The sequence below is a fragment of the Sediminibacillus terrae genome (assembly GCF_009602435.1).
Taxonomy (GTDB): domain Bacteria; phylum Bacillota; class Bacilli; order Bacillales; family Amphibacillaceae; genus Sediminibacillus; species Sediminibacillus terrae.
Genome location: NZ_VZDQ01000025.1, coordinates 100621 through 116828, shown reverse-complemented (window position 1 = coordinate 116828; position 16208 = coordinate 100621). Strand labels below are relative to the sequence as shown.

14 protein-coding genes are annotated in these 16208 nt (G+C 43.8%); 1 reads left to right on the top strand and 13 read right to left on the bottom strand.

Annotated features, from left to right (window positions below; all coding sequences use genetic code 11):
- Positions 1-52: 52 nt before the first annotated feature.
- The 9 genes from F6X55_RS13990 to F6X55_RS13950 form a co-directional block, all read right to left on the bottom strand.
- Positions 53-1492, bottom strand: a complete 1440-nt coding sequence (locus F6X55_RS13990; protein WP_153464282.1) for a HAMP domain-containing sensor histidine kinase — start codon at positions 1490-1492, stop codon at positions 53-55.
- The gene (locus tag F6X55_RS13985) at positions 1476-2156 is read right to left on the bottom strand and encodes a response regulator transcription factor (RefSeq protein WP_026569174.1); all 681 of its coding nucleotides are present in this window, start codon (positions 2154-2156) and stop codon (positions 1476-1478) included. Before F6X55_RS13985 ends, F6X55_RS13990 begins: the two co-directional genes overlap by 17 nt.
- A gap of 801 nt (positions 2157-2957) precedes the next feature.
- Positions 2958-5042: a carbohydrate-binding domain-containing protein gene (locus F6X55_RS13980; RefSeq protein WP_161993089.1), complete on the bottom strand. Its 2085-nt coding sequence runs from the start codon at positions 5040-5042 to the stop codon at positions 2958-2960.
- 16 nt (positions 5043-5058) lie between these two features.
- Positions 5059-5700, bottom strand: a complete 642-nt coding sequence (locus F6X55_RS13975; protein WP_202616147.1) for a DUF4956 domain-containing protein — start codon at positions 5698-5700, stop codon at positions 5059-5061.
- A 78-nt stretch (positions 5701-5778) separates the two neighbouring features.
- Positions 5779-6459 carry a polyphosphate polymerase domain-containing protein gene (locus F6X55_RS13970; RefSeq protein WP_153464276.1) on the bottom strand — a complete coding sequence of 227 codons (681 nt, stop codon included), beginning with the start codon at positions 6457-6459 and terminating at the stop codon, positions 5779-5781.
- Positions 6460-6734: 275 nt separating this feature from the next.
- Positions 6735-7016: a hypothetical protein gene (locus F6X55_RS13965; RefSeq protein ID WP_026569171.1), complete on the bottom strand. Its 282-nt coding sequence runs from the start codon at positions 7014-7016 to the stop codon at positions 6735-6737.
- Positions 7017-7028: 12 nt separating this feature from the next.
- Positions 7029-7430, bottom strand: a complete 402-nt coding sequence (locus F6X55_RS13960) for an SHOCT-like domain-containing protein (protein ID WP_026770857.1) — start codon at positions 7428-7430, stop codon at positions 7029-7031.
- 12 nt (positions 7431-7442) lie between these two features.
- Positions 7443-7808 carry a DUF2089 domain-containing protein gene (locus tag F6X55_RS13955; RefSeq protein WP_026770858.1) on the bottom strand — a complete coding sequence of 122 codons (366 nt, stop codon included), beginning with the start codon at positions 7806-7808 and terminating at the stop codon, positions 7443-7445.
- Between the two features lie 261 nt (positions 7809-8069).
- Complete coding sequence (locus F6X55_RS13950; protein WP_153464274.1) at positions 8070-8777, bottom strand: nucleotidyltransferase domain-containing protein; 708 nt, start codon at positions 8775-8777, stop codon at positions 8070-8072.
- Between the two features lie 357 nt (positions 8778-9134).
- On the opposite strand from F6X55_RS13950, the gene hpaB reads away from it, so the two are divergent.
- Positions 9135-10589: a 4-hydroxyphenylacetate 3-monooxygenase, oxygenase component gene (gene hpaB / locus F6X55_RS13945; RefSeq protein WP_153464272.1), complete on the top strand. Its 1455-nt coding sequence runs from the start codon at positions 9135-9137 to the stop codon at positions 10587-10589.
- 346 nt (positions 10590-10935) lie between these two features.
- Here the strand turns inward: hpaB and F6X55_RS13940 are convergent, their stop codons facing one another.
- From F6X55_RS13940 to hutU, 4 genes are all read right to left on the bottom strand, one after another.
- A complete protein-coding gene (locus F6X55_RS13940) occupies positions 10936-12255 on the bottom strand; it encodes a Na+/H+ antiporter family protein (protein ID WP_153464270.1) in 1320 nt (439 codons plus the stop codon).
- A complete protein-coding gene (gene hutG, locus F6X55_RS13935) occupies positions 12255-13214 on the bottom strand; it encodes a formimidoylglutamase (protein WP_153464268.1) in 960 nt (319 codons plus the stop codon). The genes F6X55_RS13940 and hutG overlap by 1 nt, the downstream gene beginning before the upstream one ends.
- On the bottom strand, positions 13207-14421 hold the full coding sequence (hutI, locus tag F6X55_RS13930; RefSeq protein WP_237648689.1) for an imidazolonepropionase: 1215 nt from the start codon (positions 14419-14421) through the stop codon (positions 13207-13209). The genes hutG and hutI overlap by 8 nt, the downstream gene beginning before the upstream one ends.
- Positions 14422-14542: 121 nt before the next feature.
- Positions 14543-16201 carry a urocanate hydratase gene (gene hutU / locus F6X55_RS13925; protein WP_153464263.1) on the bottom strand — a complete coding sequence of 553 codons (1659 nt, stop codon included), beginning with the start codon at positions 16199-16201 and terminating at the stop codon, positions 14543-14545.
- Positions 16202-16208: the final 7 nt, after the last annotated feature.

Below are 16208 nucleotides of genomic sequence, written 5' to 3'. Positions count from 1 at the left end.
TTAACTTGTAAAACTTCCGCCGTATAACTCCTTCTATTGTGTAAGACCCCCACTATTCCACAACACGGTCTTGTTCGGAAAGAGGTAATTCAACGCGGAAAGTTGTTCCGGTATGGCTGCTTTCAACAAGCATGAGCTCACCGTTCAACACATTCGCAATCATTTTGCTGAAAGGCAGTCCCAGTCCTAATCCGCCAACTTTGTACTTTTTGTTCTCTCCCCTGTAAAACCGCTCAAATATATACGATTGTTCCTGCACCGGAATTCCCTCGCCGGTATCCTTCACATCGATTATTACCTTATCCTGACTAGTATGGAGTTTTACCGTGATCCTTCCTTTGTCCCCTATTGCCTGAGAGGCATTGTTCAAGAGATTGGTCATGATTTGCTGGATGCGCAAAGGATCCACTTCAACCGTCCGATCATCTTTCAACAACGAAACATCCATTTGTATGCCTTCTTGCATGTTGGTTTTTTTCCAAACGTCCAGGGTATCCATCATCAATTCATTGATCAAATAGGTATCCATTGAAACCGGTACTGCGTTTGCTGCAAATTTATTAAACGCCAGCAGATCTTCCACCATTTTTTTCATTTTTTCGGATTCTCTGATGGAAAGCTGCAGAAACTCTTTTGCTTCTTTTTTGTCGACGACACCTTCATCAATCGCTTGCAACAGCCCGCTTATCGAGGTGACCGGTGTTTTCAGTTCATGAGAAACCCCTGCCAACAGCTCCGTCCGAAGGGCTTCCAGATGTTCTAATTTTTGCGTCATTTGCTGGAAGGAGGTTATCAGCTCATGGACTTCCTCTTCCTTTGCATCCATGGAAAAACGGACATCATAGTTGCCTTCTTCTATTTGTTTGGCAGCTGCAGCAACTTCCTTGATCGGCTTGGATAATCGGCCCGTTATAAAATAAATGGCAATCCAGCCCAATATTAGCAGACTGCCTATTACAATCATTAACTGTCCATATTCCTGGCGAACTTTCGTCAGTTCCGCCTTTGATTCCACATAGAGCACCCAGCCAAGGGTCGCATCTTCCGTCTCAATCGGCTTTTTCACAACATAAAGTTTGACTTGTTCCTCGTTATCAGAAGTGATGGTTTGAATGGTATCTTCTTTTTCCAATATAGAAGTATGGATTTCCTGGCCATTGGATTGCGGGGGCAAATTACTACTGATGATCGTGCCCTCTGAGTCGGTTGCATAAATGACCGGATTGCTTTCCATATTCATAAATCTGCCTCTATCTGTCAAAAGGCGATGTATCTCAAATTCGGGTGGCAGCGTATCATCTGTCATATTTTCAATTCGGTTGGCTGTTTCTTCTGCCATGAATTCCATCATGTTCAGACGGTTTTCCAGGGTGGTATGGCGAATCCACATCGCTGAAAGAACCGTGATAACCGCAAGTCCAACCACAAGTGTAATCAGGTATCGGGTTGTCCAATATCGTTGTAATGATACTTTTTTATTTTTCTTGAACACGGAACTGATACCCCACCCCTCTGAGCGTTTTTATTTCTCCTTCTTCACCGGACCAGTCTTTCAATGATTTTCTTAACCGTTTGATCGATAAGTCGACAGCCCGGTCGCTGCCTTCGTAATCCCAACCCCATACTTGCTCGATCAATTGGTCTCTCGTAAACGTTTTATTCGGGTGCTCGGATAAGAACAACAGCAATGCTAAATCACGTGGTGTTAATTCGATTTCTTTTTGATGGAGGAGGACCCGGTGTGCTTCGTGATCTATATGCAAGGCTCCGAACTTTTTCAATTGGTTATCATCGGTGCGGAACCTGCGTAATACGGCGTTCACTCTGGCGATCACTTCATCTCCGATAAACGGTTTTGTAATATAATCGTCTGCTCCTCCGTTCAGACCGTCCAGCCGATAGTTGACGTCTCCTAGAGCAGTCAACATAATAACCGGACATGTACTTGTTTCTCTTATTTCCTTTAGTATGTGCCAGCCGTCTGTTCCCGGGAGCATAATGTCTAATAATACTAAATCAGGATTCCATTCTTGAAAAGCCGGAATGGCCTGGTTTCCTTCCATTACTACTTTTGTTTCAAAATCGGCTTTTTGCAAATAAACATTCAACACTTTGCTAATAGCGACTTCATCTTCTATGATCAACACTCTGCTCATTCTTTTCAACTCCCAAGGTTATTTTATCACAGAAAGTAAGCCTTACTTTCCTGATATTACTCAGGTGATTACCAACAATGATTCTACCAAAATAAATTTCTTTTCGTTCTGCTGTTTGATGAGTGCTTCTAATCGCTACGGCAAGACACTACGCTTTCCACGGGCACGGCTTCAACTTCCTCAGAAAGCATAGATCGCTTTCTTGTGGGATTTTCAGCTCGTGCTGTTCCCGTAGGAGTCTCCGCATCTTGCCTTCGCTGTTTTACAGTGTTCTGCATACAGGATGGTGGATGCAATTAAAAAACCAGCATTTACTACTTTGCATTGACCATGGACCAGGATTTGAACAGTATAAAAAGGTAATTCTAATGGACACTCTATAAATAAAAATCAGCAGGGTGTTTCGATTTCATTTCCGCCAACAAAGTGTTATGAAGACTACAATTACTAGCATAGAGCAATTAACATTGATTCAATGTTGCTTATCTTCCGGAGACAGTTATCTTTAACAAGGAATCTCTCACTAAAACAGAACCGCTTCAATTAACGGAGGCAAGGTACGGAGACTCCAGCGGGAACAGCGCGAGCTGAAGATCCACTTGGTAAAGCGACTTTCTTTACCAAGTTAGCTGAAGCCGTGCCCGCGGAAAGCGAAGTACCTTGCCGGAGTGCTTGCTACCAATTCGGATTAATTTGAATTAATAAAAACCAGAAATGAAGAATCGAACGAGTTCGACTGTTTAAGGGTCGAATCATCGTTCGATTTTTCTTTGGATCTCTTATTTGGGCCCTGCTTGCTATTTACTGGGATGGGGGCTGTGGCATTTCGCTTCCATCTTGCCCTTGCCGGCCTTGTCCGCGTCCGCCACCAAACATGCCGCTCGCTTGTTCGGTTTCGCCTGATTCATCCAAATACGTCATCGTACTTGTTAACGAAAACTCCAACACTTTTGTGCCGCCTTCCATTGTGGCATCTTCAAAGAATCCATCTGTTTCATCGCCGGACAGCCCACTATCTGTGTAAAGCGTATAAGATTGGTCCTGCTGTAAATCTGGTGAACTGATGACGACCGATTGAAAATCCTTTTCGGGTGCAACCGCGACAACAATGTCTCCATTGCCATCTTGTACGGAAACCGTAGAACCGGCTTCGAGCATTTCAGGAAAAGTCATCATAAACGAAGCTTGTTCCGAGCTGTCGGAAACGCCTTGAGCCATCCCGCTGCTTCCAGCAGCAATCAAAGTTCCACCCTTGATTTCAAAGGATTGGTCGTAATCCAAGGCTCCGTTGCCATTGTTCGTCGGACCGTACACGAGTACCGTGCCGCCTGTCATTTCGGCGGAAGTATTGGAGTCAAGGCCATCGCCATTTGCATCGACATAAATGTACCCACCTTCAATCGACAATTTTCCTTGATCTGCTTCTTCTTCCGTGCTTTCCTCTTCATTATCCGTTTGGTTTTCCCCAAATCCTTGCATCCCCATCTGATCTGTCCCACCATTCACGTTAAAACCATCGTCTTCTGCGGTCAGATGGATTGTTCCATCGGAAACCGTTATCGATTCCGCTTCGATTCCTTCATAACTTTTGTCGACTTGGAGGGAACCATTCGTGATGATGATTTCCTCATCTGCGTGAACCGCATCATCTCCGGTGGCCAACGTCATTTCCCCAGCTGCAACGGTCAATTCTTTATTGCTGTGCAAGGCATCATCATTCGCATCGATCGCAATGGTGCCACCGGCGATTTCCAGACTGTTTTCTGCTTTGATTCCTTTGGTACTTGGTGTATCGTCTTCTTCTGTTTCCCCATTAGTTTGTGCTTGTTCTTCCTCCATCTGTTCAGGAGGCTGTCTGTCTTCAAAATCATCGCCATCACCTTCTGTCGGCGGCTCCATCCCCTCCGCATCGTCCGGCCGTTCCGCCGGCATGTTATCTTCGGAGAAGTCCTGTCCGCCAGGCATTGTGCCCTGCCCCTGACCGCCGAAGCCGCCTCCAAATTCGGTTGTAGCCTCGATCGTTTCCGGACTGCCTCCTCCGGCCATAATCTCATATTCTCCATCCAATATGGTTACCGTGTTTTCTGACTGTACACCGTCACCGCCAGCATTTATGGTTAAGGAGCCGCTTTCCAATACAATGTTTGCTTTATCTTCATCCGCATCATTGGAGGATTTCACCCCGTCACCGCCTGCGTCGATCGTTACCAGTGCTTCATTCAATGCAAACAAATCACGGCCCACGATGCCATCGTCTTCTGCTGTAATGTCTATGGTTGTTCCGATGATTTTCAAGTCATCATTGCCTGTAATTCCATCATTATAATTGCCATTTACGATTAGATTGCCCGTTCCGTTTACCGTCAGATCATCTTTGCTGTAGATGGCGGCTTTCGGTTCATCTGCGTCCTCTTCATACACATATTCCGAGGGATCCGTGAGGGTGTTGCTTGTCCCTTCTTCGACTGAAACAACGGTTTTTTTCGCCTGTTTGACAAAAATAGGAGCTGTTGTCGTCGACTCAAGTGACAGTCCGTTCAGTATCAGTCGAACGGTTCCTTCATCCTCTGCATCGACAAGCACCTGACTGTCTGTTGCGCTTCCTTCTAAAACATAGGTTCCAGAAGTATGGATTTCCACTGTATTCTCATTGACAATGACACCGTTGTTGTCTTCTTCTACGTCAATTGACTGGTCATCGAAAGTGATGTTCGTTACATCTTGCTCTTCCCATCCGGTGTACGCATCCTCTGCATCATAGCTGACTGCCGATTGGGCCTGCTCGGTTAATGTTCCATTGTCATTTGTTTTACTACAGCCGGCAATCATGATTGCCGTTCCTATAAAAAAGGGAAGGAGAAACCTTCCCTTGATTGATTTTTTCATGTTATTCCCTCCTGGATTACGCAGTGAAATTCCCGTCATAGCTCAGCATCACGGCTGAACGGACCCCATCGATTTGGGAAACGGTCGATGTCACTTGCGCATCGTTTTCTTTCACGCGTACTTCATACGTCACTTCCACTTCATCGCCTTGCATCATCGATTTTGATTTCAGCACATATTTCTTCACCTTGTTCCCGATAACTTGTTCCACTTTCTCTCCAACTGCATCTTTATCGAATTTCACCACTAACAAATAAGGACTTTCCACTTTGATTTTGTTCGAGAATAAAGCAATCACTACGCCGATCAAAAACGAACCTACTGCGGCTAATAAAACGAAACCTGCACCACTCAGAATTCCTGCAATCACCGACCAGAACAAGAACACCAAATCCATCGGGTCTTTTATCGGAGTACGGAAACGAACGATTGACAGGGCCCCGACCATTCCAAGTGACAAGAGCACGTTCTGACTTATTCCCATAATCACAAGCGAGGTTGCCATCGTCATAATCACGAGCGATATATTGAAGGAATGGGAATAGATCACCCCTTTAAAGGTTTTCTTGTAGACTCCGTAAATAAACAAACCGATCAAGAACGCAACACCCAGCCCTAGCAAGGAATCAATAATCGAAAATGACGCGGTATTCTCCATAAAACTGGATTTAAATATATCTGAAAAATTGGTTGTAGTTGTGGTTGTTGTATATAGCACTTTTTTCTCTCCTCTTCTTTATCCATACATTCTGCTTAATTGGTATTTGGAATATGCTTCCTGCCTCGTATCTGACAGCTGAAGCAAATGTTTAATCACATCTGGCAAATATTCATCATATTTCACTTCCAGAATCACGATATCCGGCTCTAATACGTCCACCATCGGCAAGTCCTGGGCAAACATGTTCGTATTGTGCATGCTTGTCTGTACTTTCAAATCGAACGTGATTCGTACATTCCCGAACGGATAGACATAAGGTTCCCGGATATAATCGACGACCGTCCTTGGCCTTAACTGATAATGGTACATTTCAAAAAACAAGTCCCTTACTAAAGGACGGTCATCCTCTTCCATCCAGGCAATCTCTGATTTTCTGATCTTCTCGAATTCACGCTTTGTGATCTGACATTTGGATTTAAAGGTAAGATTATTCCGCTTGCTTTTTCTTTCTAAATTAATGACATGATCACACTTTCCATATATCCTCACCCGGTACTTGTCCCGGTTTAAATAACCTTCCTTTTTCTCCTGCAGCACTTTGTTATCAAAATTATCAAAGTAAGTAGAGCGGATCATATATTTTCCATCGGACGCTGCATGTGGATCGACCCTCATAAAATGAGCGAGTTTTTTTCTTAACACTTGATATTCCGCATGTGAGATGGCGTGTTTTAATTCTTGTCTTCCCAATGACATCCTGCCTTCCTCCTCCCTGGTACATTTGTTATGTTAAAGCAGAAAAGTGTCAGCAAGATGTCAAGTAAATTTTTTGTTTGGTTTTTATGAAGGGAGGGCTATTGGGTAGTTCATGAGAGAGATTGTGTAAACAGGGGAAACACGTATAAAAGTATTTTTCTTTTACTTTAACTGCACTATATTCCTTTTTTGAAACACAAAGGGACGAGGTATTAGTCCCCGTCCCTACTCATAATAAATATCGACATCCTGAAACACAGGAATTCACCTCGTTTCTACAATCTCACCATCACTTCCGTCCCATCTTCAGCTTTCACGTTAACCAACTCTAGACCTTTATTCTTTTTCAGTTCTTTGATAATACGCTTGAGTTCTGTTTTATCTACGGAGGGAATGGTAAAAGATATATTTTTCTTTTCCAGATGAGGTTTAGACCATTTGTTTGCATACCGAATCAACAGTTTCGAGGTGAAAATGGAAACACCTACGTTTAAGAGAACATAAGGAACAGGTATCGTGAATTTTGCTTCATCTGTTTTCACCTTTACATGTAGCATGTTCTGCACCCTTTACTCGATAACTACGGAGACAGTATCACCGTTTGCTGATTTCACATCAACAATTTGGCCGTCCAGTTCATTTTCGATTGCTTCTAAAATCAAATCGATATCGATATCTTTCACATATTGTTCAGACTGAGGAATCTTGGAAGCGATGTTGTGACCGGCCGATAAAACGACCTTTACCAGCTTGATCGGAAGGTTTACATTTACGTTGTCATTATCAGTAGAGATGACGCGTATCTTTAATGTTTTGTCCATGAAGCCGGCAGTCTTCTGGGAAGTTTCACTTGGTTCAATCGAAGCGCTCTGTTCCTTTTCTTTTAGAACGTGAATTAATTCAGCGCCCTTTTCCGCATCAACCTGGCCTTCCTGGACCATTGCCAACACTTTTTCAATCTCATTTTTCATTTCACATTCCTCCTATTCATCTTTTAAGATTTTGATTGCTTCATCTGCGGAGATTTCTCCCCTTTCCAGCATCATGACGACCTTTTTCTCGTCTACTTCCTTCTTCTTCTTTTGTTCATAACCCAATGCGGATGCAATGTCATTCAGCTTGCCACGAACGGTTGGGTAGGAAATTCCAAGTTCTTTTTCAACCTCTTTAATATTGCCTCTGCATATGAGAAAAACTTCAACAAAACGAAGCTGCTCTTTCGTTAATGAAGCAAACTTGAATAACTCGAATTCGTTCTCGATGGTCGTCTGGCAATGTGCACAATGCAGTTTTGTAACCGTGAGTTTTTGAGAACATACAGGACAATTTGTAAGTAGTGGATGAGCCATATCTGATTCCTTTCTTTTTGTTTAATTTGATTATATACAACAAAATTAATAATGTAAACTTAAATTGTTTATATATTTAATTAAATAATTAATTTTATTGATTTTTATTTTTATTTTTTCAATCGATGATGTTTAAATTTAAAATATACTCCATGCACTCACGAGATTCGGCTGATTAAGCGGAAAGCAGAAACTTAATCATCCTGTTTATAGACACAAAAAAGATGCCTATGACAAACACAAAGCCCTGTACAGAGACAGCTAAAAAAAGAATCCTTTATAACCAGCAAATAATTGTCCACCATACCTATCAAGTGTAGATTGAATGAATGAAATCAGTCCCGTTTTATCATCTGTCTTCACGTATTCCTTTGTATATTCAACCAGTTTATCAGACAAATCTTTATCATATGATTTAAGGTTTCTAGCAACCCACTTCCCTTCCCCAAACCAATTGCCGTCCACCCTTAAAACCAGTTCGGTTAACGTATGGATCAACTTATTTAAAATAAATAAACTTTCTTCAAAATCCTCTGAAATTCTGAAGTCTGACAAATAATCTGTGATCTGATACCTCGCTGCATTTATTCTGTCCTCATCCCAAAGTTGCGGGCCCTGTTCATAAAGTTCTTTTGCCTCTCTTTGCAGTTTCTTTCCATCCCCATGTTTATCTTCTATAAGTACACCTTCGGCACACATTTTAAGGATGGTGGGCATCCCTTTATATCTAGCTGTTTGAAATTCCAACTCAAGAGAAAAAGCTGTATAAATAAATGCTTCGATTTTCCACCCTAGAAAATGAAAACATTCAAGTCTTGGTGTTTCTGTTTCATCAATGATAATGAAGTCAATATCCGATTCTGTTGTCACATTTCCATAAACAGCACTTCCACCTAACAAAGCTACATCTGACTCAGGAAAGTGTGAAACGATAAACTGTTGAGCTATCCGCTTGATCGACTCTCTCATATAAACACCTCCCATACCAGGATATTCACCTAAATGATTGGTGTTCTAAAAGGCATTATCTATCTGAAAAGTCCTGAATCATTTTCGCTATAGATTTTCGTCCTCCCTTTTTAACTTTCCACTGTTTTTCAGCATATTATAGATCGACTATGTATATTTGGCTCATAAATGGAAAAGGATTCTGGCTTTACCCAACTGATTGATATATGGACTGGTACACGCCGGACAATTGTACGGTTTCCTTGAAAGGTTTGTCGCCTGTTATCCAGTCCTTACTTTGTACTTAAAAACAAAGGGCCCTTGTGCAAGTTAAAACCACAGGTCCTTATAAAAGTAAATGGATATGGGAGTGTTATTATGGGAGCTATCAAGGGGGCAGAATTTCTTGACCGCATCAATTCGCTGAAAACTGAAATTTGGCTAGATGGAAAAAAGGTTCAGGGAAAAATCTCTGAGCACCCCGCATTCAAAGGAATCCTTCAGACAAAGGCTTCCCTATATGATATGCAGCATGACCCTGAATTGAAAGATGAAATGACTTTCTTTTCACCGAATACAGGGGATGCTGTCGGGCTTTCTTTCTTGCAGCCCAAAACAAAAGAGGACTTAATCAAAAGACGAAAAGTAAGTGAGCATTGGGCCAGGAAAACGAAGGGCTTTATGGGAAGAAGTCCTGATTATCTCAATTCCGCTGTGATGAGCTTCGCTTCCTCATCTCCTCTGTTAAAAGGAAAAGTCAATTGTTTTCCAGAGAATATCCGATCCTTACATGAAATGGCTATGGAAAAAGACCTTTCGTTCACCCATACATTTGTCACCCCTCAAGTAAATCGTTCCATTACCTACTCTGAGTCCTCTGAGGAAGAACCCATCGTCGCCCGGGTGATTGATCGAAACGAAGAAGGAATAATTATTAAAGGCGCACGCCTTTTAGCTACTCAAGGCGGGTTGACCGACGAAGTGCTAGTTACTAGTACTCCTAATTTTTTACTGGATGAAAATGAAGCTTTTGCCTTCTCCATTCCGTCAGATACGAAAGGTTTAAAGTTTATTTGCAGAGAGTCATTTGTGGGCGGGGAGTCCCTTTTCAATCACCCTTTAAGCTCTCGATTCGAAGAGATGGATACCATCCTTGTATTCGACAATGTATTCGTACCGTGGAATCGGGTATTTTATTATGACAATGGAGTTGCAGCCGCTGAATTCTCATCCCAAAATTCTTTTCATACTTTTACAGCCCATCAATCCTTGATCAGACGAATTGTCAAAACCGAATTCTTTCTAGGGCTGGCGGAGCTTCTCGTACAAACAATCAATGTGAGCGAGTATCAACATATCCAAGATAAGCTGTCAGAAATCATCGTTGGTCTTGAAACAATGAATGCTCTATTGGAGAAGGCAGAAAACGATGCAGCTTTGGATAAGTGGGGGACCATGCGTCCAAGTGATGTTCCACTGCAGGTTGCCAATAACATCTTTCCCAAAATTTATCCTCGCTTCACTGAAATTGTTCAATTAATCGGGGCCAGCGGACTGGTTGGATTACCTACGGAAAACGCCTTTCATTCCTCGATCCGATCTGACATCGATCAGTATCTCCAAGCCGCAACGAAGAACGCAGAGGACCGGGTGAAAATATTCCGGTTGGCCTGGGACCTGACCATGAGTTCGTTCGGAACGAGACAAACTCAATTTGAAAGGTACTTTTTTGGAGACCCGATCCGATTATCAAGCCGCCTGTACAAAGCCTATCCACTTGCTGGTTATGTGAAGGAAGTCGGTGGTTTTTTAGGATTGGAAACGGATGAATAATAGTGAATTTTATTAAAGATTTTTTTATAAGGTCACGTACTCTTTCATGTTTCCACTGATTTGAAAGAGTTTTGTGAAACGTTGTCGTAATTATCTTATCGCTTTAGGTTATGCACGGTTTACATCAGGCTTGCTTTCTGACATACCTTATCTTCTTTGCTTTTTTAGCATGAAAAGAATTATTGTATGAAAAAAGCCAACAAACCTGTTTAGAATGTTTGTTGGCTTCATGGAACCGACCCCTTGTGAATGGAGGCGTAATGTCCAGTTTCTTCATCGAACGGAATAAACAGTCCGGATGCAAATCAAGCAAATAGACGGAAGGACTTGATCTAGTGGGATTTCGTTATAGCACCACAGCAGCCAGCACACCAAAAATAAACAGAGGGGTGTTGTAATGCATGAATGTCGGTACACATGTATCCCATATATGGTGGTGTTTTCCATCCGCATTCAACCCAGAGGTGGGACCTAACGTACTATCGGAAGCCGGCGAGCCTGCATCTCCCAATCCTGCAGCCGTTCCAATCAAAGCCGCAGTAGCCATCGGTGAAAAACCGACTTCCAAACAAATCGGCACGAACAGCGCTGCAATAATCGGAATGGTGCCGAAGGAAGAGCCGATCCCTATCGTTACCAATAGCCCAACAAGCAACATCACCACCGCAATAACAAGATGACTGGTGCCCAGAAACTGGGAGGCTGAAGTAACAAGTGCTTTGATTGCGCCTGTATCTGTCAAGACCTTTGCATAACCTGAAGCAATCAGCATGACAAATGCAATCATCCCCATCATATGAATACCTTCGTTCACAAAACGATCCCCGTCTCTAAACGGAACGACAACGAGGGCGAACATGAAAACAATTCCTGTGAGCGCCCCCAAAACCAGAGACTCGGTAATCAATTGAACAACGAGGGCGGCGGCAATAGCTATTAATGTAAGGAAATGATGTTTTGAAAACACAAGTTGTTCGTGTTCCACCGACGCAGCAATCTCCCCTTCTGCTAACGGGGAATCACTTATTGCACTAAGTTCCCTGTCTTTTCTGTAGGTAATAAATATGGCAAATAGTAAACCGGCAACCATACCAACACCCGGAAGGATCATCGCTTTTGTAACAGTTGAAAGTGCTACGTCCATGCCATTAGCAGACATTTCACTTACGATGATTCCCTGAAAAATCAACCCAAAACCAGCTGGTATCGTCAAATAAGGTGCTTTCAGACCAAAAGTCAACGCCGCTGCCACACCGCGTCGGTCCACCTTCATCTTGTCAAACAGATGCAACAACGGTGGAATAAGTATTGGAATAAACGCAATATGGACTGGTACGACATTCTGAGATAAACATGCTGCTCCGGCAATCACTAGTAAAAGGATCGAACGTTTTCCGCTTATTAGTTTTACAAGTCTTTTCACCAAAAAACCGACGATCCCGGAAAAACCGATCATTACAGCGAAAATCCCCAACAAAATATAGCTTAATGCGGTATCGGCCAACCCGCCCATGCCGGAAATCATGAGATTCGTTGTCTCTGTCAAGGAGAGACCGGTCAGCAGTCCGGCTGTCTCAGCAGCTACAATAATGGCAAATATGACATTCACCCGCATTAAACTTAATGCGATGAGAACAAGAACTGAAATAATAACAACCCATTCCATTAACCTTCCCCCTTATGACTTCTATTCAGAAATTGTAATACCACATGCGCTGCAATCCGGCTTGTCATGTTACGAAAGTCAATCGTCGGATCAATTTCAACAATATCGATGGCACGTACAGATTTTTCACCTCCAAGATAATGCACCGCCTCCAGAAGCGTTTCGCTGTCCATGCCTCCTGGGCCGATTGCGGGGCACCCGGGAGCAAACGCCTGGTCCAATACATCCATATCAACGGAAACATAGATCACATCGACTTTTTCTTTCAAACGATTTACGCTTTCTCGTAAAATATCAGTGATGTTGCGCTGTCGCACATCCTTCATCGTATAAATGGATACACCGTGGTCCTTCCCGTAATCATGGTATTCGCGGCTATTTGAAAAGCTACGGATGCCGATTTGGACGAGATTTTCTCCTTTTAACGTACCGGACTCTATTAGATTTCGGAAAGGCGTACCGTTGGAAGGCCCCCCATCTATTAAATTCCGCAAATCATGATGGGCATCGAATTGAATAACGCCGACTGTTCCCCTTGCTTTGGAAAAAGCTTTGATACTCGGGGAGCTTATCGAATGGTCACCTCCGAAAATGATCGGAGTCATTTCTGTCTGTGATCGGAATACTTCATAAAATGCATCTTCAATGCGTTGCTGGGATTTAATCAGGTCCGTCACGTGCATGTTCACGTCGCCAAAATCATGTAATTGGATAGACTTCAGATCCACATTGTCCTCAATGGCATATGTGGTGTAGGAAGAAAAAGCGGAACGGATGGCCCCGGGTGCACTCGCCGCACCAGAATGACTGATAGACGGCTTGGAAAGCGGGGCACCAAGAACACCAAAGCCTTTCACTTTTTCCCCATTCCATGGCACGATGAGTTCGTGCGCCTTTGTCACTTCGCTATCTTTGAAAGTCGCTTTTCCCGCAGGGCATAAATAGGGGATGTCAGCCATGCCAACCACCTCTTTCAAACACTTTTTCACCGTTTTTCCATACAGTGTTAACATGATTCACTCCATAGTGATATGGAATATACAAGTAGTTTGACGCATCCCAGATGACGATGTCCGCAGCTCGGCCCACAGCAATTATTCCTGCTTGATCCCCGCGGCCGATTGCATGAGCCGCATTCACTGTTACCGCATGCCAAATTTCTTCCGGAGTCATTTTCAGGTTTAAGGCAGCCAAATTCATAATGAATTGCAAGTTTTCGGTTACGGAACTACCCGGATTGAAATCGGTTGAAAGTGCAACCGACACACCTGCTTCAATCATGTCTCTCGCTCTTGCGTGCTTTTCTTTCCCAAGATAAAACGAAGTTCCGGGAAGCAATGTAGCAATCACGTTGTTTTCCGCAAGCATTTGGATGCCTTTATCGCTTGTGCCGACGAGGTGATCAGCTGAAACCGCCCCGACTTGCGCAGCCATTTCCGCTCCCCCGAGAGGATTAATTTCATCGGCATGAATTTTAACCTCGAACCCGGATTCTTTTGCTTTTTGTAAATACTCACGGGACTGCTCCACACTGAAAACACCCGTTTCACAGAAGATATCAACAAATTCGGCAAGGTTTTTTTCTTTGATTTCGGGAAGCATTGCTATCATTTCATTTAAAAACGTATCAGGGTCGTCTTTATAATCTTCAGGTATCGCATGGGCGCCCAGGAAGGTCAAAACCACATCAAGTTTGTGCTCCTCCTGAAGTTGTTTCGCAACCCGCATTTGTTTCATTTCCGTTTCATAATCAAGCCCGTATCCGCTTTTCGCTTCCATGGTTGTAATTCCATAGCTCATCATCCGGTTGAGATGAAATCTTGCTTTTTCGAGCAGCTCTTCCTCCGGCGTTTCACGTGTCGATTGGACGGTTGAAAGAATGCCTCCGCCCTGTTTTAAAATATCAAGATATGGCACGCCTTGTTGTTTCAACGCCATTTCGTGCTCACGTGATCCGCCGAATACGAGATGTGTGTGCGGCTCGACGAGTCCTGGTGTCACTAATTTTCTTTGGCAGTCAATTTTTTCTTTTGCCTCGATGTGTTTTAAGTCATCTGTTTTTCCAACAGCAATGACCTTGCCGTCTTTGATAGCGACTGCACCGTCCTCTAAAACATCGAGTTTGCTCATATTTTGGCCTTTCACCGGCCCCTCGCTGCCATCCATCGTTAACAGTTGACCAATTTGATATAACAGTATATCTGCTTCTTGTGTCACTCTTCTCCACTCCCTGTAAAAGATAATGGGAAGCAGACAGTATTCTGGACTGTCTGCACTCCCGTCATGTCTATTCCATCATTGGTAAATGAACACCTTTTTCTTTCGCGGTTTGAATCGCAAGATCGTAACCGGCATCAACATGGCGGGCAATACCCATACCCGGGTCTGAGGTGAGGACTCGTTCCAAACGTTTCGCCGCTTCTTCTGTCCCATCGGCAACTATAACCATGCCCGCATGCATTGAATACCCCATTCCGACACCGCCGCCGTGGTGGACGGACACCCAGCTGGCCCCGTTTACACTGTTGATCATAGCATTTAAGATCGGCCAGTCGGCAATAGCGTCACTGCCGTCCTTCATCCCTTCTGTTTCTCGATTCGGTGATGCAACCGAACCACAGTCAAGATGATCGCGGCCTATGACGATCGGTGCTGAAATTTCACCAGATGCGACCATTTCATTAATGATTTTTCCAAACTTTGCTCTTTCTCCATAACCGAGCCAGCAGATTCTGGAAGGAAGTCCCTGGAAAGATACCTGCTCCCTTGCCATTTTGATCCACTTGCATAGGTGTTCGTTATCGGCAAACTCTCTTAATATCACTTCATCTGTTTTATAAATATCTTCTGGATCACCCGAAAGCGCAACCCAGCGGAACGGACCTTTTCCTTCACAAAACTGCGGGCGAATAAATGCCGGGACGAACCCAGGAAAATCGAACGCACTTTTGAGACCTTCGTTATACGCTTCTTGCCGAATGTTGTTCCCGTAATCAAACGTAACAGCACCCGCCTTTTGCAACTCAAGCATCGCCTGAACGTGGTCTTTAATGCTTGATTTCGCTCTTTTCAAGTATTCGTCAGGATTGGCTTTTCGAAGCTCTTCGCCTTCACTAAGGGACATCCCTGCCGGCAAGTAACCGTTTAACGGATCGTGTGCAGAGGTTTGATCTGTCACAAGATCCGGAACTTCACCGCGACGAACGAGTTCTGGCAAAATTTCAGCGGCATTGCCGAGAAGGCCGATCGACAGGGGTTTGCCTTCATGCATTGCTTCCTTCGCCATCGTGAGCGCTTCGCTCAAAGACTCTACCATCAAGTCACAATATTTCGTATCAATCCGGCGCTGAATCCGCTTTTTATCACATTCAATGGCAATGACCACCCCTTCATTCATCGTGACAGAAAGAGGCTGAGCTCCACCCATGCCACCGAGACCTGCTGTAACCGTCAACGTCCCTTTAAGTGAGCCGTTAAAATGCTGGCGTGCTGCTTCCGCAAACGTTTCATATGTTCCTTGTAAAATACCTTGTGAGCCGATATAAATCCAGCTCCCGGCCGTCATTTGGCCGTACATCATTAAGCCTTTTTTTTCAAGGTCGCGGAACGTTTCCCAGTTTGCCCACGCAGGAACAATATTTGAGTTGGCAAGCAATACACGCGGCGCATCGGTATGTGATTTGAATACGGCAACTGGTTTTCCGGATTGGACTAGCATCGTTTCATCATTTTCAAGCGTCCTTAACGTTTCGACAATTTTATGATAGCTTTCCCAGTTGCGGGCCGCTTTTCCAATCCCGCCATATACCACAAGTTCTTCAGGCTTTTCAGCCACTTCCGGATCGAGATTGTTCATCAGCATCCGATAAGCGGCCTCCTGAATCCACCCCTTCGTATTTAATGTGGTCCCCCTTGGTGCACGAATGTTTGTTTTTACCTCTGCCATGACCATC

Excerpts from the sequence above, each read along its gene's own strand:
- hutG (WP_153464268.1), bottom strand. The coding sequence starts at position 13,214 with ATGGCTGACATCCCCTATTTATGCCCTGCGGGAAAAGCGACTTTCAAA.
- hutI (WP_237648689.1), bottom strand. The coding sequence starts at position 14,421 with ATGGATGGCAGCGAGGGGCCGGTGAAAGGCCAAAATATGAGCAAACTC.
- F6X55_RS13955 (WP_026770858.1), bottom strand. The coding sequence starts at position 7,808 with ATGGCTCATCCACTACTTACAAATTGTCCTGTATGTTCTCAAAAACTC.
- hutU (WP_153464263.1), bottom strand. The coding sequence starts at position 16,201 with ATGGCAGAGGTAAAAACAAACATTCGTGCACCAAGGGGGACCACATTA.
- F6X55_RS13950 (WP_153464274.1), bottom strand. The coding sequence starts at position 8,777 with ATGAGAGAGTCGATCAAGCGGATAGCTCAACAGTTTATCGTTTCACAC.
- F6X55_RS13985 (WP_026569174.1), bottom strand. The coding sequence starts at position 2,156 with ATGAGCAGAGTGTTGATCATAGAAGATGAAGTCGCTATTAGCAAAGTG.
- F6X55_RS13965 (WP_026569171.1), bottom strand. The coding sequence starts at position 7,016 with ATGCTACATGTAAAGGTGAAAACAGATGAAGCAAAATTCACGATACCT.
- F6X55_RS13975 (WP_202616147.1), bottom strand. The coding sequence starts at position 5,700 with ATGGAGAATACCGCGTCATTTTCGATTATTGATTCCTTGCTAGGGCTG.
- F6X55_RS13970 (WP_153464276.1), bottom strand. The coding sequence starts at position 6,459 with ATGTCATTGGGAAGACAAGAATTAAAACACGCCATCTCACATGCGGAA.
- F6X55_RS13980 (WP_161993089.1), bottom strand. The coding sequence starts at position 5,042 with ATGAAAAAATCAATCAAGGGAAGGTTTCTCCTTCCCTTTTTTATAGGA.
- F6X55_RS13960 (WP_026770857.1), bottom strand. The coding sequence starts at position 7,430 with ATGAAAAATGAGATTGAAAAAGTGTTGGCAATGGTCCAGGAAGGCCAG.
- hpaB (WP_153464272.1), top strand. The coding sequence starts at position 9,135 with ATGGGAGCTATCAAGGGGGCAGAATTTCTTGACCGCATCAATTCGCTG.
- F6X55_RS13940 (WP_153464270.1), bottom strand. The coding sequence starts at position 12,255 with ATGGAATGGGTTGTTATTATTTCAGTTCTTGTTCTCATCGCATTAAGT.